Annotated in this window: 20 protein-coding genes; 13 read left to right on the forward strand and 7 right to left on the reverse strand. The window is 67.7% G+C overall.

Features of this window, described 5'->3' with window-relative positions; all coding sequences use genetic code 11:
• Positions 1 to 12: 12 nt before the first annotated feature.
• The 10 genes from AC1DYU_RS08640 to AC1DYU_RS08685 all read left to right on the forward strand — a co-directional run bounded on the left by AC1DYU_RS08640 (position 13) and on the right by AC1DYU_RS08685 (position 10,280).
• Positions 13 to 2,391 (forward strand): chemotaxis protein CheA, encoded by a 2,379-nt coding sequence (locus AC1DYU_RS08640; RefSeq protein ID WP_476791263.1) that lies wholly within the window; start codon positions 13 to 15, stop codon positions 2,389 to 2,391.
• Positions 2,388 to 2,903, forward strand: coding sequence for a chemotaxis protein CheW (locus AC1DYU_RS08645; RefSeq protein ID WP_158486256.1), 516 nt, complete (start codon positions 2,388 to 2,390; stop codon positions 2,901 to 2,903). The genes AC1DYU_RS08640 and AC1DYU_RS08645 overlap by 4 nt, the downstream gene beginning before the upstream one ends.
• A 72-nt stretch (positions 2,904 to 2,975) precedes the next feature.
• Positions 2,976 to 4,925: a methyl-accepting chemotaxis protein gene (locus tag AC1DYU_RS08650; protein WP_476791264.1), complete on the forward strand. Its 1,950-nt coding sequence runs from the start codon at positions 2,976 to 2,978 to the stop codon at positions 4,923 to 4,925.
• 5 nt (positions 4,926 to 4,930) lie between these two features.
• Positions 4,931 to 5,797, forward strand: a complete 867-nt coding sequence (locus AC1DYU_RS08655; RefSeq protein WP_158486254.1) for a CheR family methyltransferase — start codon at positions 4,931 to 4,933, stop codon at positions 5,795 to 5,797.
• A complete protein-coding gene (locus AC1DYU_RS08660) occupies positions 5,794 to 6,387 on the forward strand; it encodes a chemoreceptor glutamine deamidase CheD (protein ID WP_158486253.1) in 594 nt (197 codons plus the stop codon). Before AC1DYU_RS08655 ends, AC1DYU_RS08660 begins: the two co-directional genes overlap by 4 nt.
• Positions 6,388 to 6,392: 5 nt before the next feature.
• Positions 6,393 to 7,475 carry a chemotaxis-specific protein-glutamate methyltransferase CheB gene (gene cheB / locus AC1DYU_RS08665; RefSeq protein ID WP_476791265.1) on the forward strand — a complete coding sequence of 361 codons (1,083 nt, stop codon included), beginning with the start codon at positions 6,393 to 6,395 and terminating at the stop codon, positions 7,473 to 7,475.
• A gap of 10 nt (positions 7,476 to 7,485) precedes the next feature.
• A complete protein-coding gene (locus AC1DYU_RS08670) occupies positions 7,486 to 7,875 on the forward strand; it encodes a response regulator (RefSeq protein ID WP_158486251.1) in 390 nt (129 codons plus the stop codon).
• A 160-nt stretch (positions 7,876 to 8,035) separates the two neighbouring features.
• A complete protein-coding gene (locus tag AC1DYU_RS08675) occupies positions 8,036 to 8,608 on the forward strand; it encodes a glutathione peroxidase (protein WP_158486250.1) in 573 nt (190 codons plus the stop codon).
• Positions 8,609 to 8,704: 96 nt separating this feature from the next.
• Positions 8,705 to 9,634: an N-carbamoyl-D-amino-acid hydrolase gene (locus AC1DYU_RS08680; RefSeq protein WP_476791266.1), complete on the forward strand. Its 930-nt coding sequence runs from the start codon at positions 8,705 to 8,707 to the stop codon at positions 9,632 to 9,634.
• 4 nt (positions 9,635 to 9,638) lie between these two features.
• Positions 9,639 to 10,280: a flavin reductase family protein gene (locus AC1DYU_RS08685; RefSeq protein WP_476791267.1), complete on the forward strand. Its 642-nt coding sequence runs from the start codon at positions 9,639 to 9,641 to the stop codon at positions 10,278 to 10,280.
• Positions 10,281 to 10,294: 14 nt separating this feature from the next.
• Here the strand turns inward: AC1DYU_RS08685 and AC1DYU_RS08690 are convergent, their stop codons facing one another.
• The 5 genes from AC1DYU_RS08690 to fliK form a co-directional block, all read right to left on the reverse strand.
• Positions 10,295 to 11,278 carry a tripartite tricarboxylate transporter substrate binding protein gene (locus tag AC1DYU_RS08690; RefSeq protein WP_476791268.1) on the reverse strand — a complete coding sequence of 328 codons (984 nt, stop codon included), beginning with the start codon at positions 11,276 to 11,278 and terminating at the stop codon, positions 10,295 to 10,297.
• 163 nt (positions 11,279 to 11,441) lie between these two features.
• On the reverse strand, positions 11,442 to 11,987 hold the full coding sequence (gene mog / locus AC1DYU_RS08695; RefSeq protein WP_476791269.1) for a molybdopterin adenylyltransferase: 546 nt from the start codon (positions 11,985 to 11,987) through the stop codon (positions 11,442 to 11,444).
• A 75-nt stretch (positions 11,988 to 12,062) separates the two neighbouring features.
• Positions 12,063 to 13,208, reverse strand: a complete 1,146-nt coding sequence (locus AC1DYU_RS08700) for a GNAT family N-acetyltransferase (protein ID WP_476791270.1) — start codon at positions 13,206 to 13,208, stop codon at positions 12,063 to 12,065.
• Between the two features lie 2 nt (positions 13,209 to 13,210).
• The gene (locus AC1DYU_RS08705) at positions 13,211 to 13,510 is read right to left on the reverse strand and encodes an EscU/YscU/HrcU family type III secretion system export apparatus switch protein (protein WP_158486245.1); all 300 of its coding nucleotides are present in this window, start codon (positions 13,508 to 13,510) and stop codon (positions 13,211 to 13,213) included.
• Positions 13,507 to 15,027 (reverse strand): flagellar hook-length control protein FliK, encoded by a 1,521-nt coding sequence (gene fliK / locus AC1DYU_RS08710; protein WP_476791271.1) that lies wholly within the window; start codon positions 15,025 to 15,027, stop codon positions 13,507 to 13,509. Before fliK ends, AC1DYU_RS08705 begins: the two co-directional genes overlap by 4 nt.
• A gap of 234 nt (positions 15,028 to 15,261) precedes the next feature.
• On the opposite strand from fliK, the gene AC1DYU_RS08715 reads away from it, so the two are divergent.
• Positions 15,262 to 16,275: an aldo/keto reductase gene (locus tag AC1DYU_RS08715; protein ID WP_476791272.1), complete on the forward strand. Its 1,014-nt coding sequence runs from the start codon at positions 15,262 to 15,264 to the stop codon at positions 16,273 to 16,275.
• A gap of 90 nt (positions 16,276 to 16,365) precedes the next feature.
• On the forward strand, positions 16,366 to 18,183 hold the full coding sequence (locus tag AC1DYU_RS08720; RefSeq protein WP_476791273.1) for a monovalent cation:proton antiporter-2 (CPA2) family protein: 1,818 nt from the start codon (positions 16,366 to 16,368) through the stop codon (positions 18,181 to 18,183).
• A gap of 15 nt (positions 18,184 to 18,198) precedes the next feature.
• On the opposite strand, the gene AC1DYU_RS08725 is transcribed toward AC1DYU_RS08720, so the two are convergent.
• Together AC1DYU_RS08725 and AC1DYU_RS08730 are read right to left on the reverse strand one after the other, a co-directional pair.
• The gene (locus AC1DYU_RS08725) at positions 18,199 to 18,528 is read right to left on the reverse strand and encodes a hypothetical protein (protein WP_476791274.1); all 330 of its coding nucleotides are present in this window, start codon (positions 18,526 to 18,528) and stop codon (positions 18,199 to 18,201) included.
• 124 nt (positions 18,529 to 18,652) lie between these two features.
• Entirely contained in the window at positions 18,653 to 19,477 is an 825-nt protein-coding gene (locus AC1DYU_RS08730) for an MBL fold metallo-hydrolase (RefSeq protein ID WP_476791275.1), read from the reverse strand.
• Between the two features lie 160 nt (positions 19,478 to 19,637).
• Here AC1DYU_RS08730 and AC1DYU_RS08735 point away from each other — a divergent pair, with 160 nt between their 5' ends.
• Positions 19,638 to 20,183, forward strand: a complete 546-nt coding sequence (locus AC1DYU_RS08735; RefSeq protein ID WP_476791276.1) for a hypothetical protein — start codon at positions 19,638 to 19,640, stop codon at positions 20,181 to 20,183.
• Positions 20,184 to 20,221: the final 38 nt, after the last annotated feature.

The raw sequence follows: 20,221 nt of genomic DNA on the forward strand, positions 1-20,221 counted from the left end.
GGCTTAGCGTCCATGGATCCGTTGGCGGAACTCAAGCAGACCTTCTTCCAGGAGTGCGAAGAGCTCCTGGGCGCGCTCGAACAGCGCCTCCAGGCGCTGGACGAAGGATCGACGGATCCCGAAGACGTCAACGCGGCCTTCCGGGCGATCCACTCGATCAAGGGCGGTGCCGGCGCCTTCGGCTGCACCGAGCTCGTCGCCTTCGCACACGTCTTCGAAGCGTCGCTCGACCATCTGCGCTCGGGCCGCGTCGCGGTCGAGGATGCGCCGTTCGCGCTCTTCCTGCGCTGTTCGGATGCCGTGGCTGATCTGGTGTCGGCTGCGCGCAACGATGAGCCCGCCCGTCCGCGTCCGGATCTTCTCGAGGCGCTCGAGCAGGTCGGCAAGCCGGCCGGCGCCGCCGCGCCCCCGGCTGCCGCGCCGGCCAAGCCTGCTGCCCCCGTGCCGGTTGCCGCTCCCGCTCCCGCTGCTCCTGCCGTTTCTGCGGGCGATGCTCCTCCCGGCATCGCCGCCCTTGGAAACCTGCTCGCGATGGTCGAGGCCAAGACCGGCGTCGGCGCTCCGGCTGCCGATACGGGTTGGGACGATGAGCCCGCGGCCAAAGCCGCTTCGAAGGGCCCTGCCTCGGGCAAGCCCGGTCGCGATGTCGTGCTGAAGATCTCGCCCGAGAACGATCTGTTCCGCCGCGTCATCGAGCCGCGTGTCGTTTTCGCCTCGTTGCCGGCCGACGACATCGTCTCGATCGCCTGCGATCTGAGCCATGTTCCGCCGCTCGAGACGATCGACGTTTCCGATTGCTGGATGCGCTTCGTCGTGACGATGCGGACCGAATTGTCGATCGAGGAGATCTACAGCCGCTTCGACTTCACGCTCGCGGCTGAGGAATTCGAGATCGAAGTGCTTGCCGGCGAGCCGGCCAATGACGACGCACCTGTTTCGCCGCCCGTCGCGGCGCCGGTTGCCGCCGCTGCTCCGACGTCCGAGGTTTCCGGGTCCGTCGCGGCCGATCTTTCCGCGATTCTGGCCAAGCTCGGCCCTGCACCGGCTGCAACCTCTGCGCCCGATATCCAGCCGGTTGCCCCGGCCGTGATGCCGATCGCAGCCCCGGCTCCAGTCGTTGAGGCTCCCGCCGCTGCGAGGGCTGCCGCACGCGCGCCGGCCAATGACGCCGCCGCCGCGCGCCAGCGCCAGGCCGTCAGCGTGCGCGTCGATCTCGACCGCATCGACAAGCTGATGAACCTCGTCGGCGAGATCGTCATCACCCAGTCCATGCTGGTCGAATGCGTCCGCTCGCTGCCCTACGACGTCCACGCCGCCAAGACGGCGGAGGGCATCCTGACGCTGTCGCGCCAGACCCGCGAACTGCAGGACCATGTCATGGCGGTCCGCGCCCAGCCGGTGAAGGCCGTGTTCCAGCGCATGCCGCGCCTGGTGCGCGAACTGGCGCAGACGCTCGGCAAGGAAGTCCGCCTGGTGCTGGAAGGCGAGAACACCGAGGTCGATAAGACGATCATCGAGGAGTTGGCCGACCCGCTGACCCACATGATCCGCAACTCGATGGATCACGGCGTGGAGACGCCGGACGAGCGCATTGCCGCCGGGAAGCCACCGGAAGGCGTGATCAAGCTCGTTGCCGAGCACCGCGCCGGACGCATCGTCATCTCCGTCACCGATGACGGGCGCGGCATCGGCCGTGACAGGCTGCTTGCCAAGGCGAAGTCCCGCGGTCTGGTCGGCGCAGACGAGAAGCTCGCTCCCGAGGAAATCGACCAGCTGATTTTCGCCGCCGGTCTCTCCACCGCCGAGGTCATCAGCGACGTCTCCGGCCGCGGCGTCGGCATGGATGTGGTGCGCCGCAACGTCGAGTCGCTTGGCGGGCGCATCAGCGTCGATTCCGAGCCGGGCAGGGGCTGCAAGTTCACGCTGGCCCTGCCGCTGACCCTTGCCGTCCTGGAAGGCATGGTCATCCGCTGCGCAGAAGACCGCTACGTCATCCCGATCGCCAGCGTGATCGAGACGCAGCATCTTGCCTCGACGCCGATCGAGCACCTGACCTTCGGCCAGGAAGTGCTGCGCTGGCGCGGCGAGATTACGCCGCTGTACCGCCTCGGCTCCGTGATGGGTTCGTCGGGCACGCCCAACGAGAACATCATCATCATTGCCGAGACAGAGCGTGGCGACAATGTCGGCATCGCCGTCGACGAGATCGTCGGGCAGCAGCAGGTCGTCGTGAAGAGTCTCGAAGGCAATTACGGCACGGTCAACGGCGCCTCTGCCGCGACCATCCTCGGCGACGGTCTCGTCGCGCTGATCCTCGACGTCGACTCCATGCTGCGCCTCGCCGCTACCGGCGAGCGCCCCCCCGCAACCGAACTGAAACTGGCTGGATGACCATGACCCTGCAACTCGGCGAAAAGCATTTCTCGTCGGCGCAGCCGGAATCCGCGGCGCGCCGGATCGTCACCTTCAAGGTGGGTGATCGGACCTTCGGCATCGATGTCGGCATGGTCCGCGAGATCAAGGGCTGGCAGGCGACGACGCCACTGCCACATGCGGCCCCGCATGTGCGCGGCGTGTTGAACCTGCGCGGCGTGATCCTGGCAGTCTACGACCTGCGCACCTCGATCGGGCTCGGCACCACCGATGCGACCGCGACCCATGTCATCGTCGTCGTCGACATCGAGGACAAGGTCGCCGGCCTGCTGGTCGACTCTGTCTCCGACATCGTCGACGTGCCGGTCAGCGCGGTGCGCCCGGCCCCCGATCTCGAGCGCGACGAACACGGCCTGATCGAGGGCCTCGTGCTGCTCGACACCGATATCGTGGCTCTGCTCGACCTCGCGGCCGTTATCCGCGACGGCGGCGCCGAGACGCCGATCGCGCGGGTCGCCCGAGCAAGCTGAGTTAGCAACGACAAAGGCCCGAGGAGTCGCGTTGGGAAGAGCGCGGGCCAGAAAAAGAAACGAATACCATCAATGGGCAGCGTCTACGGTCCCCTCACGCGACTCTCGTTCAAGCTGCCGCTCATGCTTGCCGCAACGGCTCTCGTCGCCGGGGGCGCGGCGGGGACCGTTGCCTACCACGCTGCCCTCGGGCGGCTGGACGGGACGTCCCAGCTTGGCCTGAGCCTGGTCGGCCTCGGTTGCGTGGGGCTTGCGGCCTGGCTCGCCGCGCGTCGCATCCATCGGCCGATCGCGGCGATGGGTGATGCGGCCGGCCGTCTGGCAGCCGGTGAGGACGCCGCCATTCCCGGCCTTGGCCGTGGCGACGAGATCGGCGACCTGGCCCGCGCACTCAAGACCATCCACGATACCAGCGTCGATGCGGCTCGCATCCGGGCGGCGCTCGACGGTTGCCGGACCAATGTCATGGTCTGCGACAGCGAGGGCCGCGTCGTCTACGTCAACGCGTCGCTGCTCAGGTTCTTCGGCGAGGCGCAGGAGGATTTCCGCGCCGCCTTCCCGGGCGCGTCCGCCAAGGACATGCTCGGCCGGGTCATGGCGAGCGTCCAGGGCCAGGCGGGGCTCCAGCCGGGCCAGCAGCGGGCCGTCCGCTTCCCGCTCGGCCGGCGCACGGTGTCGTTGTCGCTCTCGCCGGTGATGCATGCCGATGGGCGCCGGCTCGGCACTGCCGTCGAATGGCTCGAACTGACCGACGAACTGGCTGCCGCGGCGGAAGTCGCGGAGATGGTCGCAGCCGCCGTCGAGGGCGACTTTTCGCGTCGCGTGCCGCTGACTGGCAAGCCCGACGCGCTGCAGCGCATCGCCGGTGGCATGAACGAAATCAACGCGCTGGTCGAGAACGCGGTCGGCGAATTTGCCACCGTGGTCGGCGGCTTGGCCGAGGGCGACCTGACCCAGCGCATGACGGGCACCTATCGCGGCCGCCTCGCCGAACTGAAATCCAGCCTGAACACGGCGTTGGCGCATCTTGGCGAGACCGTCGCGACGATCCAGGGCACGGCCAGTAACGTCGCGCGCTCGGCGACCGAGATCAATTCCGGCGCCGGCGATCTCGCTCAGCGGACGGAGCAGACGGCGGCCAATCTGGAGGAGACGGCCGCAACGACCGAACAGCTCGCCGCATCGGTCAAGCAGAGCGCCAGCCGCTCGCGACAGGCGACAGAGCTCGCCAACGAGGCAATGGGCGTCGCGCAGGATGGCCAGCAGGTCGTCGCGCAGGCTGTCGGCGCAATCGAGCGGATCGAGAGTTCCTCCGTACGCATTGCGGAAATCGTCTCGGTCATCGACGACATCGCCTTCCAGACCAATCTGCTGGCGCTGAACGCCGCCGTCGAGGCCGCGCGCGCCGGCGATGCGGGCAGGGGCTTTGCGGTCGTGGCTTCCGAGGTGCGCGCGCTGGCGCAGCGTTCGAGCCAGGCCGCCAAGGACATCAAGGGGCTGATCGTCAGCTCCAATGAGCAGGTCGGCGAGGGCGTGCGTTTCGTGCGCTCGACCGGCGACGCGCTCGAGCGGATCGTCACGGCCGCCGGCAAGGTCTCGGCCACGGTCGTCGAGATTTCGCAGGCCGCCGCCGAGCAGGCGCATGGCATCGGCGAAATGAGCCGCGCGGTCGCCCATATGGACGAGACGACGCAGCAGAATTCTGCCCTGGCCGAGCAGAGCGCGACCTCCGCGACCGAGCTGATGACCGAGATCGGTACGCTGCGGAACCTCGTCTCCTTCTTCCGGGCCGATGCAATTTCGCGTGCCGATGCCGCGCCGACGCGGGCTGCGCCTCGCGCCCTGGTCGAGCCGGTGCGGCTGCCGCAGAGACAGGCGGCGACCGCTCTGCCGACAGCGTCGCCGCGGCAGGCCCAGACCCTCAACGAAACACGCCGGTCCGAGCCGGCGACAAAAACATGGCAGGAGCCCCGTCGGCGTGTCGCCGGCGGCGGTCGCGCCGATGACTGGGCGGAGTTCTAGTGGCCATGTCGAGACCCGGTACTGCCCTTGCCCAACCGCAACTCGCCGACGTCACGCTGACGCGCGACGACATGGGCTTCATCTCCAAGCTCGTCTACGAGCAGGCCGGCATCGTCATCCGCGAGCACAAGGAAGCGATGACGCGCGGGCGTCTGGCGCGCCGCGTCAAGGCGCTGGGCCTGAACTCGGTCAGCGAATACTGCGCCTTCCTGAAGACGCCGGCTGCGGCCGACGAGATTCCGGAGCTGATCAATGCGGTGACGACGAACCACACCTCGTTCTTCCGCGAGCGCCATCATTTCGATCATCTGCGCAAGGAGGTGCTGCCGCGCCTGCTGCAGGAGCGAGGCGGGCGGCGTGGGCGGATCCGGATCTGGTGTTCGGCGGCGTCCTCGGGCGAGGAGCCCTACAGCATCGCCGCCGTCTCGCGCGACGTGCTCGGTTCGCGCAGCGACGTGGACTTCAAGATCCTCGCCACCGATATCGACACCGACATCCTGATGAAGGCCGAAGCTGCGGTCTATGCGAGCGACCAGTTCGATCGCCTGCCGGCCGACGTCAAGCCGCTGCTCAAGCTGGAAGCCCATTCAGGCAGGGGCGAGGCGCGCATCAGCGAGGATCTGCGCCGCATGATCGCTTTCAAGCGGCTGAACCTGATCGAGCGCTGGCCGATGAGCGGCCCGTTCGACATCATCTTCTGCCGCAACGTCTTCATCTATTTCGATACGCAGACCAAGGCCTCGATCCTCGACCGTTTCGTCACGCTGCTCGCTCCGGGCGGGTTCCTCTATCTCGGCCACTCGGAATCGCTGCCCCAGCCTCACCCTCAACTGCGGCTGATCGGCCGCACGATCTATGAGAGACTGCCATGAGCGTCGCGCGTTCCTCCCGTCGCTATTTCGATCCGCGTTTCGAGGCGACGATCATCACGGTCGCGCCCGGCGAGCATGAGATCACCTCCGCCAAGGACGAGATCGTCGCGACGGTGCTGGGCTCCTGCGTCTCGGTCTGCCTGCGCGATTCCCATAGCGGGGTTGGCGGTCTCAACCATTTCCTGCTGCCGAAGAACAACGGCAGTGCCGATGCGAGCGCCGGCGAGCGTTATGGCGACACGGCGATGGAAGTGCTGATCAACGGCCTGCTGAAGCGCGGCGCCAAGCGCGCCAATTTCGAGGCCAAGGTGTTCGGCGGTGCGCGCGTGCTGTCGGGCGCGACGATGCTTGCGATCGGCGACGGAAACATCGCCTTCGTGACCGAGTTTCTCGCGCGCGAGGGTATCCAGACCGTGTCCAAGGATGTCGGCGGAACACGCTCGCGGCGCATCCACTACCAGCCCGCCACCGGCCGGGCCTGGGTCCAGCACGTCCAGTCGAGCCAGAAGAGCGCCGAGCACGAGCAGGAAGTCGCCTATCTCAACCGCCTCAAGACCCAGCCCGTGGCCGGCGAAGTCGAAATCTGGTGATGAGCATGCAGAACTCTTCCGCAACGCCAGTTAGGGTCCTCGTCGTCGACGATTCGATCCTGATGCAGAAACTGATGACGCAGATCATCGACGGAGCCCCGGGCTTCAAGGTGATCGGCGTGGCCGGCAGCGCCGAGGAGGGCTGGGACGCCATCCAGGAACTGCGCCCCGATGTGGTGACGCTCGATCTGGAGCTGCCCGGCCGCCATGGGCTGAAGCTGCTGGCGCGCGTGCTGAAGCAGGATCCGCTGCCGGTCCTGATCGTCTCGGCCTTCGGCGGGCCGGGCGCCGACAACACCATCCAGGCACTCGAGCTTGGCGCGATCGACTTCATCGAGAAGCCCGACGGCACGCGGCATACGCTCGAAGGCTTCATGAAACATCTGGTCGGCGCGCTGCAGCGCGCCTCGGCCAGCCGCAGGATGTTCGCGTCGCGGCGCGAGACGGCGCCAGCGCGCGTCGCAGCGCCGCGCGAGTCGGCCCGCATGAGTGGCAAGGCATCGTTCATCGCGATCGGCGCTTCGACGGGCGGCGTACCCGCAATCCAGGTCGTGATGCGCGATCTCGCCCATCTGCGCCTGCCGATCGCCGTCGTGCAGCATATGCCAGCCGGCTATACGGCCAAATTCGCGGCACGGCTTGCGACCGCGACGGGGCTCGATGTGCGCGAGGCCAGCGATGGCGACAAGCTGAAGCCGGGCATGGCTGTGGTCGCGCCGGGCGGTCCACGCCATCTCGAGATCGAGGAGCGCCGGGGCGAATTCGTCTGCGTCTTGCGCGAAGGACCCCTGGTTAGCGGACATTCGCCCTCGGTCGATGTCATGTTCCACTCCGTGGCCCGCAGCATCGGCGCGCCCTCTATCGGCATCCTGCTCACGGGCATGGGACGCGATGGCGCAGAGGGTTTGTTAGCCATGCGCAAAGCAGGCGCCGAGACGTTAATCCAAAGTGGTGAAACCTGTGTGGTAAACGGGATGCCTAAAGCGGCATTCGAGATCGGTGCCACTGAGCGGGTTGTCGCGCTCGACCAGATCGGCGCTGCCGTCAGCAACTTGCTCGGCGAGCGTTCGCATCTGCGAACCGCGTGAGGAGAACGAGATGAAAGCGAGAAGCGAGTACAGGATCCTCGTGGTCGATGACCAGAAGAGCATGCGCGGACTCGCGACGTATTTCCTGAAGCAGATCGAGTTTCAGGATATCGACGAGGCTGAGAATGCCCGCGAGGCCCTGATGAAGATGCAGAGCAAGCGCTATGACCTGCTGCTGCTCGACTGGAACATGGACGGCATGAGCGGTATCGACCTGCTGCGCGCCATCCGCTCGGTGCCCGAGCTGAACCAGATCAAGATCATCATGGCGACCTCCGAGCGCTCGGTCGACAAGATGGACGAGGCGACGACCAACGGCGCCGACCACTACGTCGTGAAGCCCTACGAACTCCGCGATCTCGAAGTGCGCGTTAAGAAGGTGCTGTCGCTCAGCAACTGAGCGGCATCCGCACCGGGACAAATTCTCCTCGTTTGACGTTTGATCGCCCCGGGCCGAAAGGCCGCGGGGCGCATCCGTTTTTGCATGCCCGTCGTAGATGCGATGAGGATATAAGCTCGTGACAGGCGAGCCATATCCGTTCGAAGCGAGGGATCTTGCCATGACCATGCAGCGTCGAGAGGTCTTGGGTCTGCTGGCGGGCGCCTGCGCGGTGCCAGTGCTGGGTGGGCATGCGGCGGCGCAGGAGGGCGCGGCTTCGGCCTCGACCTTCGCCTTCGCCCGGGCCGGGGGCGGGATGTATCCGCTTTCGGCCTATCAGGGAAAGCCGATCCTGATCGTCAACACGGCGACGAATTGCGGGTTTGCCGGCCAGTTCGCGACGCTGGAGCAGCTCTGGCAACGCTATTCCGCCCGCGGCCTGATGCTGCTTGCGGTGCCGAGCAATGATTTCGGCGGGCAGGAGCCGCTGGACGGCGCAGCCATCGCGGAAGCCGCGCGACAGAGCCATGGCGCGACCTATGCCTTTGCCGAGAAGACCGTGGTGAAGGGGCCCGACGCGCATTCCTTCTATCGCTGGGCCGCGGCGCAGCGACCCTGGGAGGTGCCGATGTGGAACTTCCACAAATACCTGATCGGCCGCTCCGGCGAACTTCTGGGCGGTTTCTCGGCCATGACCGACCCGCTGGGTCCACAGCTCGTGCGGGCGATCGGGCAGGAATTGCAGACGGGCTGAGCGTCAATGTCATAGGCGGCTGGCACCGTTTTCGCTAAGCCGCTGGTGAGGCTGTGCCCGTCGCGGTGCAGCCTGACACCGCCTGCCGAGGTTTTCATGTCCCGCATCCTGACCGTCGCCGCCGCCCAGCTCGGGCCGATCCAGAAAGCCGAGACAAGGCAACAGGTCGTCGCCCGGATGATCGCGCTGATGGAGGAGGCCAAGGCCAAGGGCGCCGATTTCATCGTCTATCCGGAGCTGGCGCTGACGACCTTCTTCCCGCGCTGGTATCACGAGGATCGCGCCGAGGCCGATCCGTGGTTCGAGGCCGCGATGCCGAACCCCGAGGTGCAGCCGCTGTTCGACAAGGCGCTCGCATACGGCATGGGCATGAGCTTCGGCTATGCCGAGCTGACGCCTGAGGGCCGGCATTTCAACTCCTCGATCATCGTCGACAAAGCCGGCGCGATCGTCGGCAAATACCGCAAGATCCATCTGCCCGGCCATGTCGACTACGATGACAGCCGCTCGCACCAGCATCTCGAAAAGCGCTATTTCGAGCCGGGCGATCTCGGCTTCCCGGTCTGGCGCACGATGGGCGGGCTGATCGGCATGTGCATCTGCAATGACCGGCGCTGGCCCGAGACCTATCGCGTGATGGGGCTGCAGGGCGTCGAGATGGTGGTGCTCGGGTTCAACACGCCCTCGGTCAACTCGCAGAAGGGCGGGGAGGGCATCGCGCAGCGCCTGTTCCACCACCGGCTGTCGGTGCAGGCGGGCGCCTATCAGAACTCCTGCTGGGTCGTGGCCGTGGCCAAGGCCGGCGACGAGGACGGCAACCACCTGATGGGCGGCACGCTGATCGTCAATCCTGATGGCGAGATCGTCGCCGAGCTCGAAGGCGAAGCCGACGGCATCATCGTCGTCCCTTGCGATCTCGACGCGACGCGCTTCGGCAAGGAGACGATCTTCGACTTCGCCAGGCATCGCCGGATCGAGCATTATGGTGCGATCACGGCCCAGGTCGGCGTGGTCGAGCCGGAATGAGACTATGAGCGCCTTCACCGTCGCCTTCGCGGAGATCGCGCCGCGTGAGCGCTACAAGCTGCTCTGCGCCAGCGTGACGCCGCGCCCGATCGCGCTCGTCACCACCATCTCGGCGGAGGGCGTGGTCAACGCCGCGCCGTTCAGCTTCTTCAACGTGTTTTCGGAGGACCCGGCGCTGATCGTGCTGGGCCTCCAGCACAAGCCGGACAACGACCCCAAGGACACAACGCGCAACATCGCCGCCGCCGGCGAGTTCGTCGTCAACCTCGTCGACGAGCCGCTGGCCGAGGCGATGAACATCTGCGGCATCGATTTCCCGCCGGAGGTCAGCGAGATCGAGGCGGCGGGGCTTTCGCTTCTGCCGGGCGTGACGATCGCGGTGCCGCGCATCGCGGAGGCGCCGTTCGCGCTGGAATGCCGCAAGACGCTCTCGATGGCATTCTCGCCGACGCGCGAGTTGCTGATCGGCGAGGTCGTCAGGCTGCATGCCCGCGAGGGGCTAGTCGATCCGGCGACGCTGCGGGTCAGCATGCGCGACTACAAGCCGGTGGGGCGGATGTTCGGCGACGGCTACTCCCGCCAGAACGACCGCTTCGACATGAGGCGCGGGACTTACGCCGACTGGCTGGCGTCGCGCGGAGGCTGAGCCTCGCAGGAGCGCTATTCGACCTTGCCGATCTTGCGCGTCGCCTCGATCAGGCGCGCGCTGTCGGCCTCGACGAAGCGGATGAACTCCGGCGTGTCCTGGTAGGCGGGCGGGCTGCCGGCCTTCTCGAAGATCTGCAGCACCTCACGGTCGGCCATCGCGGTTCGCATCGCCTCGCGGATGCGGGTCGCGATCAGCTCCGGCAGGTTGCGCGGCGTAAATAGCCCGGCCCAGATGTAGAATTCGACATCCGCGTAGCCGAGTTCGCGAAAGGTCGGCAGCTCGGGGAAACTCGGCACGCGCTCTGCGCCCCAATTGGCCAGCACGCGCAACGAGCCGGACTCGACATGGGGCTTGAGCACGCCCGGCGCGGAAGCGAGCGCCTGGAGCTGGCCGGAGAGCAGATCGGTGAGCGCTGGCCCGGCGCCGCGATAGGGCACATGCAGCAGCTTGAGGCCGGCCGCTGTCGCGAACATCTCCATCGCGACATGCAGCGTGCCGTAGGAGCCCGACGAGCCATAGGGAATGACACCGGGCCGCGCCTTCGCGTCATCGACGAAGTCCTTCAAGGTCTTCCAGGGCGAGGCGGCCGGCACGGCGAGCAGCGTCGGATCGGCGAGGACGCGGGCGACGGGCGCCAGCTGCGACACCTCATAGGATGGCGCGCGGGCGAAAAGACGCGAGGATTCCGGCAAGACGGCCAGCGAGGAGAGCGTCATCAGCAGCGTGTAGCCATCCGGCTCGGCCCGCGCGACGGCGGCGTTGCCGAGCGCACCGCCGGCGCCACCGCGATTGTCGACGATGACGGGTGTCTTCAGCAGCTTCTCCAGCGCCTGGGCGATGGGCCTCGCGGCGAGGTCGGCCTGTCCGCCGGGCGGGAACGGCACGACCATGGTGATGGGGCGGGAGGGCCAGGCAGGCTGTGACCGGCCCGGCTGCGTCAGAAGGGCCCCGGCCGACGCAGCAGCGAGGCCAGCGAGCATGTCGCGGCGTTTCATTCGTCAATCCTCCCGGTGCCGGCTCTTTTCGGCCGGTCGCTATCGGGCACTTTCCGGCAGCGCCTCACGGGCAGGATGATGGACGATCCCAGGAGAGTTTGCACCCCTGCCGGCGCATGATGCCTCTGCATCAAGCCGCGCCGAGAAAGGTCGTTGGCGCGCGTCAGGGCTTGGGCTTCTGCCCCGGTCGGAAGGCGACGATCACGGCCGGATCGGTCTCCAGATAGGGGCCCTCGATCAGGTCGATGCAGTAGGGGATCGCCGGCATCACTGCGTCGAGGCATTCGGCGATGGCGCGCGGGCGGCCGGGCAGGTTGACGATCAGGCTTTTGCCGCGAATGCCGGCGGTCTGGCGCGAGAGGATCGCGGTCGGGACCTTGGCGAGGCTGACCTGGCGCATCAGTTCGCCGAAGCCCGGCATCGGCTTCTCGATCACGTCCTCCGTCGCCTCGGGCGTGACGTCGCGCGGTGCCGGGCCAGTGCCGCCGGTGGTGACGACCAGGCAGCAGCCCTCGTCGTCCGCGAGCGCGATCAGTGTCTGTGCGATCAGCACTCGGTCGTCGGGAATGACGCGCGCGACCGGTGTCCAGGGTGAGGCCAGCGCCTTGTCGAGATAGGCCTGGATCGCCGGGCCGCCCTCATCCTCATAGATGCCGGCCGAAGCGCGGTCGGACACCGTGACGATGCCGATCCTGATCGCGGTGCTCATCTGATGATCCTCGCCGTGACGTCCCGGCGCAGATGTGGCCGATCGCCGGGGCGGACGCCACCGAATTTTCCGGCGTCAGCGCCGCAGTCGCGTCCGGGCGAGGCGCAAGCCCTGACGCAACCGCGCGGCGACTTCGGGCAGGCCCGGCGATGCGCTGCCGAGCCTGATGATCGCGTTGCCCATCGCGCGGCGCTCGCCCCAGACATAGGTGCCGGCATCGACGCCGTCTCCGGCACCGCTGTCGAAGAGGGTCGGCGGCGCCCCGGCGAAATCGGCCTGGAGCATGGCAATGGTCAAGGCGCGCCCCGGCGAATGGCGCGCCTGGCTTTCATCATAGGCGATCTTGAGGAAGTGGCGGGTGCCGGCGCTCTCGACCAGAAGACCCATGGCGAGCGGGCGGCCGTCGAGCAACAAGGTCTCGATCTGCAAGGCGTCGGCGGCGGCGTAGAGCGTGACCATGCTGTCGAAATAGGCCGAGGCCTGCGGCAGGCGGGCGATCGCCGTGCCGGCCTGCCCCTTCCAACCGGCGGCTTCCAGTGCGAGGAAGTCCGGAAACGCGGCCCGCGCCTCCTCGCCGCGCAGGCGTTGGAGGCCGACATCGCCATGGCGGGCGATGGCGCGGAACTGCTGCATGCGCTTCTTGTAGCTCTGTCCCAGCGTGCGGCGCAGATAGTGCTCGGCATCGTCGCCGGGCTGCGGCCGCATGACCGGGCGCTGCCAGCGTTCGCAGATGCGCAGACGGCTGCCGGTGACGCGGCAGGCTTCCTCGAGCGCCAGGAAGGTCGGCCCCTCCAGCGGCAGCACGGGCAAGGCGAGCGTGCGCGGCAGGTCGCCGGCCGCCAGCAGATGGCGCAGCATCGCCTGCATCGCGTCCTGGCCATGGTCTGCGTCGAGAACGGGCAGCGAAGAGACCTCATAGAGAGGCAGGATCGGGGAGGTCAGAGCGGCAGCAAAGCCTGTGCGCCAGTCACGCTGGCGGCGCAGGGCCCAGATGCCGGCGAGACGCTCGGAGCCCAAAGCCTCGCTGAGCCAGGCGGCGAGGATGACGATCCGGTCCTCCGGCACGACGACGCGGGCGGCCATGACGGCGGCTGGCGACATATGCGGATTGGGTTCGAGCGCGCGCGCGGCCAATTCGGCGAAGGCCGGGACGTAGTTGGCGTAGTCGGAGGGCCGGATACGCCGGACGACGACGCTCGCGTTCAGGGCGATCTGGTTCAAGATCAACCGCCGTCGCGCTGTTGGCGGCGCATTTCGCCGCGCAGCGAGAGCACGAAGGCGATCACCTGGGCGGTCGCGCGGTAGAGCTCTTCCGGGATCTGGTCGTCGAGTTCGACGGCCGAGAGCGCCTGCGCCAGCACCGCGTTCTCCTCGATCGCGACGCCATGCTCGCGGCCCTTATCGATGATGCGCTGGGCCAGTTCGCCCCGACCCTTGGCGGTGACGCGCGGCGCGCCCTGCCCGTCATATTCGAGCGCGACGGCGATCTGGCGCGGGGAGGGCCGGTCGGAGGGCGTCGTCATGACATACGGTCGAGGAACTGGCCGGCGGTCGGCTGGGCGACGCGTGGCTGGCCGGTGTGGATGTCGATCGTGCCGTTCTCAAATTGCGCATCGATGAGCGCGGCCTCCAGACCGGACGAGGCGCCGCGCAGCAGCCGGCTGGTCTCCTCGCGCTCGGCCCACAGCGTAATGCCGACGCTGCGGCCCTGCAGGGTGACGACGCCCTGCAGCGGCCCCATCGGCTCGACGTCCAGTGCGAAGCGGACGCGCCAGAGCGGGCCGGAAACGCCATCGGCGTCGCGCTTGGGCGGCTCCTTCTCGATCTGCAGCGGCAGCATCGCGGCGCCGTTGTGGAAGGCCAGTGGAAGCTCCGTCAGCCAGCGCTGTCCCTGCTGGGCCTCCGTGCGCGGACCCTCCGGCGGCAATGAGGCATACTGTGCGAGCTTGATGCGGTCGAGCGCGGCGTCGGTCTGCTGCAGCAGTGTCTCGACGACGGCAAGCGGCTTGTCGCCGGCAGACAGGCTCGGCTCGGCGATCGGCTGAGCCACGAGCGCACCGTCGCGGCGAGGCGGAGCCGGCCTTGCCGCCTGATCCGAAGCGGACTGCGGCAGATTGGCGTCGGCAGGTGGTTTGGCGGCCTGGGGCAAGGAGAGGGCCTCGACCAGCGGCGCGAGGCTGTCGCGCAGGGCCTGCAGCCCGGCCTTGAGGTCTGTGCCCGGCAGCACCGGCAGGCCCTCGGCCTGATGCGCTTCGAGGAACAGGCCGGAGTTCTGCACGGCCGTCTTCAGCGCCTGGGCCGTGACAGGCCTTCGGTCAACGGGGATCGCCTGGGCGAGAACCTGATCGATCAGCGTCAGCAACGGCCTGGGCAACACCATCGAGACCGAGCCATTGGCCAGGCCGCGCATATTGGCGAGAAGCGGTGCGAGGCTGTCCTGCCGTGCCAGCGCCGGTCCAAGCAATGGTCCGGCCAGCGTTCGGGGCGATGCTGCCTGGGAGAGCGCCTGCGTGCCGGGCTGCGGCGACAAGGTGGAGGCGGGCGCAGCCGACATCTCGACTCGCAGCGTGGCCGGCTGCGTCGCGGACGTCGCCTGTGCGGTGGTGCCAGGCGGGATCGTGGACGGAAGGGCGGCGGCTTGCTGGCCTGGCAGGGCCGGTGCGGGCGTCACTGCCGTCTGCACCGGTGCGCCGGGTGGCGGGCTTTGTGTGGGAGTCTGGTTTGGCGTGGACGGCTGACCTGGCGTGGAAGGCGGGCGGACCTCGACCAGCGTCGCACGCAGGCCCGCACCCGGCTCCTCGGCGGCATCGAGCCTCAGGACGAGGGTGGCGCCAGGCTGAAGCGCGGCCTGCTTGGCGGCCGGACCTGCTAGGACGAGCGCGATCATGTCGGCCCCGACCTGCGCCGTCGCTGTGCCGTCGGTGGCGAGCGCGATCAGGCGCGCTTCGACCGTCCTGCCCGGCACAAGCTCGCTTGCCGGCGCGAGCGCCTGCAACAGCGTGGCCAGGGCCTGGCTTTGGGCGAGCGTGGCGAGGTTCATCGGCTCCGACCAGAAGGGCAATGCCGAACCCTGACACGAAAGGTTAAGCATTTCCTTGCGGCCCGGCCGCCGAGGACGGGCACAGGTCTTTCGGGCGCGCGCCTTGCAGGGTGCGGCTGCGCGCATGGTGGTGGCGCGGCAGGTAGGGCTGGGGCAGGTTCGGCTGGCTTTGACTTGGACAGGTCTGGACTCGGTTGGGTCTGGCCGTGCTGCCCGACGACATGGAGTGTTTCGATGGAATATCGCCAACTCGGCCGGTCCGGCCTCAAGGTGTCGCCGCTCTGCCTGGGGACGATGATGTTCGGCGGCGCGACCGACGAGGTCGCCTCGCGCGCCATCGTCGATCATGCGCGCGAAGCCGGAATCAACTTCATCGACACGGCGGACGTCTACACCGAGGGGCGCTCCGAGGAGATCACCGGGCGTGCCATCGCGGCCAGCCGGCATGACTGGGTGCTGGCGACCAAGCTCGCCAATCCGATGGGCTCCGGCCCCAATCAGGGCGGGCTTTCGCGCAAATGGGTGCTGCAGGCTTGCGAAGCGAGCCTGACCCGGCTCGGCACCGACTTCATCGACATCTACTACCTCCACAAGGAGGACCACACGACGCCGCTGGCCGAGACGGTGCGCGCCATCGGGCAGCTCGTACAACAGGGCAAGATCCGGCATTTCGGCGTCTCGAACTACCGCTCCTGGCGGGTCGCCGAGATCTGCAGGCTCTGCGACGAACTCGGCATCGATCGCCCGGTCGTCAGCCAGCCCTATTACAACGCGATGAACCGCATGCCCGAGGTCGAGCATCTGCCGGCCTGCGGCTATTACGGGCTCGGCGTCGCCTCCTATTCGCCGCTGGCGCGCGGCGTGCTGACCGGGAAATACGAGCCGGGCGAAGCGCCGCAACAAGGCACGCGCGCCGCGCGCGGCGACAAGCGGATCATGCAGACGGAATGGCGCGAGGAGAGCCTCGTCATCGCCCAGACGATCAAGCGCCATGCCGCCGAGCGCGGCCTGACGCCGATCCAGTTCGCGGTCGGCTGGGTGCTCAGCAACAAGCTGCTGACGGCGGCCATCGCCGGCCCCCGGACGATGGAGCAGTGGCAGGCCTATCTTGCTGCGCTCGACATCGCCTTCACGGCCGAGGACGAGGCGCTGGTCGACGCGCTGGTTCCAGCCGGCCACCCTTCGACGCCAGGCTATAGCGACCCGGCCTATCCGGTCGAAGGACGGCCGGTGCGGATCGGCTCCTGACTGGACGGCAGGGAATTTGCCTTGCCGGTGCGGCGTACCTAACTGAGCGTGGCCGCGTCGTGCGGCCGCGCTGGGCTGGAAGGGGAGTGGATGGCCGTCGAAGGCGTCACGGGCGATCTGATCAAGGTCGTCAGCCTGCTGGGTGCCGGCGTCGTCGCGGTGCCGCTGTTCAGGCGCCTCGGGCTGGGCTCCGTGCTGGGCTATTTCACGGCAGGCCTCGCCATCGGGCCGTATGGGCTCGGCCTGTTCGACAATCCTGAATCGGTGCTGCACGTCGCCGAATTCGGCGTCGTGATGTTCCTCTTCATCATCGGGCTCGAAATGCAGCCGTCTCGGCTGTGGAACCTCCGGCGCGAAATCTTCGGTCTCGGCGTGGCGCAGGTCATGCTGTGCGGGGCGCTGCTGACGGGCGTCGGCTATGCCTATGGCCTGCCGCTGCCGGCCGCCTTCCTCGTCGGCATGGGCTTCGTCCTGTCCTCCACCGCCGTCGTCATGCAGATGCTCAACGAGCGCGGCGAGACCTCGACGCCACAGGGTCAGCAGGCGGTCTCGATCCTGCTGCTCGAAGACCTCGCCATCGTGCCGCTGCTGGCCATCGTGGCGCTGCTCGCCCCGGTCAAGGATCCGAACGCCGAGGGCTGGCTGTCATTCGGGATCGGCGTCGCCTGCGTCGCCGGGCTCGTGATCGCCGGGCGCTATCTGCTCAATCCGATGTTCCGGCTGCTCGCTTTGGCGCAGGCGCGCGAGGTGATGACGGCAGCCGCGCTGCTCGTCGTGCTGGGTTCGGCGCTGGCGATGCAGCTGGGCGGTCTGTCGATGGCAATGGGTGCGTTCCTGGCCGGTGTCCTGCTGTCTGAATCGAGCTTCCGGCACCAGCTCGAGGCCGATATCGAGCCGTTCCGCGGCATTCTGCTCGGCCTGTTCTTCCTGGCCGTCGGCATGTCGCTCGATCTCGGCGTCATCGTCCAGCAATGGGTGCTGATCGGCGGAGCCGTCCTGGCCTTCATGTGCGTCAAGGCGCTCGGCATCTTCGTCGTGGCGAAGCTGTTCCGCTCGACCACGCGGGCGGCGATCACGCGCGTCGCGCTGTTCTCCCAAGGCGGCGAGTTCGCCTTCGTTCTCTACGGAGCGGCGCTCTCGGCCGGCATCTTCGATGCGCAGATCAATGCGGTGGCGAGCGCGACCGTGATCATCTCGATGGCCCTGACGCCGCTCCTGGCGATTGCCCTCGACCGCTTCATGCCTCCGGAGGAGGCCTCGCTCGATGGCATCGATCTGGCCGATGGCCTTAATGGCCGCTCGCTGATCATTGGTTTCGGCCGCTTCGGCCAGGTCGCCAGCCAGGCGCTGCTGGCGCGCGGCTTCAGCGTCTCGATCATCGAGATCGACGTCGAATTGATCAAGGCCGCCGCCGATTTCGGCTTCAAGGTGCATTACGGCGACGGCACCCGCCCCGAGATCCTGCATGCATCAGGGGCGGAACGCGCCGAGGCGATCCTGGTCTGCGTCGACAACCGCAACACGGCCGATCGCATCGTCGCGGTCGCGCAGGAGACGTTCCCGCACGCCAAGCTGTTCGTGCGCGCCTATGATCGCGGGCATTCGATGGATCTGATCCGCGCCGGCGTCGCGTTCCAGATCCGAGAGACCTTCGAATCGGCGATGGCCTTTGGCACGGCTGTGCTGCTCGGCATGGGCGTGCCGCAGGAGGAAGCGCTCGAGATCGCCGAGGATGTCCGCCGCCGCGACGAGGAGCGGCTCGACCTTCAGGTCGCCAGCGACATCAACGCAGGCATCGACCTGGTCCGCGGCAACGCACCCGTCCCGGCGCCGCTGACGAAGCCCAAGGCGGCGGGCAGGATTCACGGCAACATGCCCGACGATCTCAGCGATATCGGATCGTCCTGAGAGCTCGCAAGACAGCTAGTTGATGACGCAGAAGCCGCCGACGACCATTGCGCCGCGGCACCAGGCCTTCGGCGCGTCATTGGCGGTCAGCCGCAGCAGGGTCGGCGCGGTGGCGTTGGCGGGCGGAAACGGGACGCGCTCGGGCGCGGTCGCGGTGGTGGCGGATGTCGCCGGGCGGGATGAGCGCGAGATTCCTGGCACCACGGCGACGCCGCCGCTGCCCGCATTCGAATGCACATCCGATGTTCGTTTGCCGCCGCCGAAGCGGAGCCTTGCTGCCTCGGCGCTGGCCGGCAGGATGAAGGCGATGACGAGCAGGCTTGCAGTCAGGCGCGCGCGGTTCATGGATCACACTCCCGTCTTGTGGAAGCATGCCATGCTGTGCGTCTGCCGCAACGGAAGTCCGCGATCAGGCTGAGCGAGCCGTTAATGTTGTTGTCCGGGAGGGCGAGGGGGAGCGGTAACGGACCTAGTGCCCCGGCAGCACGATCACGGTGGGCTTCGTCGGCAGGCCGGCCTTGGTGACCGTGATCACCGGCTGTTCGCGGCGCTCGACCGGCCAGAGGTCCTGCGAGCGGGCGAGGAAGCGGTTCAGTGTGCCGCCGCCGAAGAAGTGCATGGGGATCATCACCCGTGCCTGCAGCGACTTCAGCACCTCCAGCATGCCCTCCTGGTCCAGCGTGTAGCTGCCATCGACCGGAAACAGCACGACATCGACGCGGCCGAGCGCACGCAGGTGGCCGGGCTCCAGCGGATGGTGCAGATGGCCGAGATGGGCGATGCAGAGTTCGCCGATCTCGAAGACGAACATCGAGTTGCCGTCGAAATCGGTCGAACCCGAATAGGAGCGGATGTTGGTCGGGACGTTGCGCACGCGCAGATCGCCCATGGTGATGTCGTGCTTCGCCGCGCCTGCGCCGGTCGGGTCCCAGCCCGGGAGAACCTGCTTGATGGCGGGGTCGGGGCTGCGCGAATTATGGGTCGAATGTGCCTTGTTCATCGTGGCGATGTCGGGCGTCTCGCGCGGACGGACATAGTCGTTGTAGTCGGTCGCGACCTTGATGCCGCCGGGCGTCTCGATCAGGAAGGTGGCGTGCCCTACGAAGGTGAGGCGGACCTCGCCCTTGGCCAGGTTGGCAAGAGAAAGGTTGACGCGCTGGATCGGCAGACGCAGCGACGCCATCTCCGGTCGGCAGCCGGGTTCGTCGGATTGAGCGCGGGCGGGCGCGGCGATGACGGGCATCACGGCGGCAATGACCAGTGCCATGCGCTTCAGGGTCGATGACGGCTTCATGCGACGCTCCCGTGTTCTCCCAGCGGCATGAGCTTAGGCAAAAGGCGGGCCGGCGGAAGAGGCTGGCGCCGCGATGGCGGTTTCGTGAGAGCGAGCGCTCCGTGCGTGGACAGGCCGGCCCGGCTGCGCTACGAGCGCCGCCTGCTTTTAGGAGGGCACGATGTCGATACCCAACCGCCTCAGGCTGGTCTCGCTGATCTTCTTCGCGGGCGGGGCAATTGCCTTCTTCTACGTCGCCAGGATCGCCGGCTGGGAGCGTGTCGATGGCGGCTCGCGTTTCGTCGTGCCCGATAGCGGCGGCCAGCAGCACGTCAAGGCCGAGATCCTGCCGCTCCTGGGGCAATATGGCGGCATCGCCATCGGTTTGGGCGTGGCGCTGGTCCTTTGCGCGCAGGTTTACGCGATGCGCCAGCGGCGTGCGGTTGCGCAGGGCAGGCCGATCCCGGTCCCCGTCAGGATGGGCCCGCTCCGGACGATCGCCTTGCTCGTTTTCGCCATTGCCGCGGGCCTCGGCATCACCCTCGGCTACCGCTGGTACGACTATGTCGCCAATGCCACGAGCCCCTATGACGAGGTCGGGATCGAGATCAACAGCCGCCTGCCCGAGAGCCTGCGGACCTGGGGCTGCGGACGGCTGAAGGAGCGCTTTTCGCGTGCGATCCCGCCTTATGGCTGCAGCGACGCGACTGGCCGGAACTGGCGCTGAGGCATAGGGGCGGGCGAATACCGCCGCTTCGTGACAGC

This window comes from Allobosea sp. P2_B12, assembly GCF_056404835.1.

Bases quoted from the DNA above. Each gene is read 5' to 3' on its own strand.
- AC1DYU_RS08640 (WP_476791263.1), top strand. From the start codon at position 13: ATGGATCCGTTGGCGGAACTCAAGCAGACCTTCTTCCAGGAGTGCGAA.
- AC1DYU_RS08645 (WP_158486256.1), top strand. From the start codon at position 2,388: ATGACCATGACCCTGCAACTCGGCGAAAAGCATTTCTCGTCGGCGCAG.
- AC1DYU_RS08650 (WP_476791264.1), top strand. From the start codon at position 2,976: ATGGGCAGCGTCTACGGTCCCCTCACGCGACTCTCGTTCAAGCTGCCG.
- AC1DYU_RS08655 (WP_158486254.1), top strand. From the start codon at position 4,931: ATGTCGAGACCCGGTACTGCCCTTGCCCAACCGCAACTCGCCGACGTC.
- AC1DYU_RS08660 (WP_158486253.1), top strand. From the start codon at position 5,794: ATGAGCGTCGCGCGTTCCTCCCGTCGCTATTTCGATCCGCGTTTCGAG.
- cheB (WP_476791265.1), top strand. From the start codon at position 6,393: ATGCAGAACTCTTCCGCAACGCCAGTTAGGGTCCTCGTCGTCGACGAT.
- AC1DYU_RS08670 (WP_158486251.1), top strand. From the start codon at position 7,486: ATGAAAGCGAGAAGCGAGTACAGGATCCTCGTGGTCGATGACCAGAAG.
- AC1DYU_RS08675 (WP_158486250.1), top strand. From the start codon at position 8,036: ATGACCATGCAGCGTCGAGAGGTCTTGGGTCTGCTGGCGGGCGCCTGC.
- AC1DYU_RS08680 (WP_476791266.1), top strand. From the start codon at position 8,705: ATGTCCCGCATCCTGACCGTCGCCGCCGCCCAGCTCGGGCCGATCCAG.
- AC1DYU_RS08685 (WP_476791267.1), top strand. From the start codon at position 9,639: ATGAGCGCCTTCACCGTCGCCTTCGCGGAGATCGCGCCGCGTGAGCGC.
- AC1DYU_RS08690 (WP_476791268.1), bottom strand. From the start codon at position 11,278: ATGAAACGCCGCGACATGCTCGCTGGCCTCGCTGCTGCGTCGGCCGGG.
- mog (WP_476791269.1), bottom strand. From the start codon at position 11,987: ATGAGCACCGCGATCAGGATCGGCATCGTCACGGTGTCCGACCGCGCT.
- AC1DYU_RS08705 (WP_158486245.1), bottom strand. From the start codon at position 13,510: ATGACGACGCCCTCCGACCGGCCCTCCCCGCGCCAGATCGCCGTCGCG.
- fliK (WP_476791271.1), bottom strand. From the start codon at position 15,027: ATGAACCTCGCCACGCTCGCCCAAAGCCAGGCCCTGGCCACGCTGTTG.
- AC1DYU_RS08715 (WP_476791272.1), top strand. From the start codon at position 15,262: ATGGAATATCGCCAACTCGGCCGGTCCGGCCTCAAGGTGTCGCCGCTC.
- AC1DYU_RS08720 (WP_476791273.1), top strand. From the start codon at position 16,366: ATGGCCGTCGAAGGCGTCACGGGCGATCTGATCAAGGTCGTCAGCCTG.
- AC1DYU_RS08725 (WP_476791274.1), bottom strand. From the start codon at position 18,528: ATGAACCGCGCGCGCCTGACTGCAAGCCTGCTCGTCATCGCCTTCATC.
- AC1DYU_RS08730 (WP_476791275.1), bottom strand. From the start codon at position 19,477: ATGAAGCCGTCATCGACCCTGAAGCGCATGGCACTGGTCATTGCCGCC.
- AC1DYU_RS08735 (WP_476791276.1), top strand. From the start codon at position 19,638: ATGTCGATACCCAACCGCCTCAGGCTGGTCTCGCTGATCTTCTTCGCG.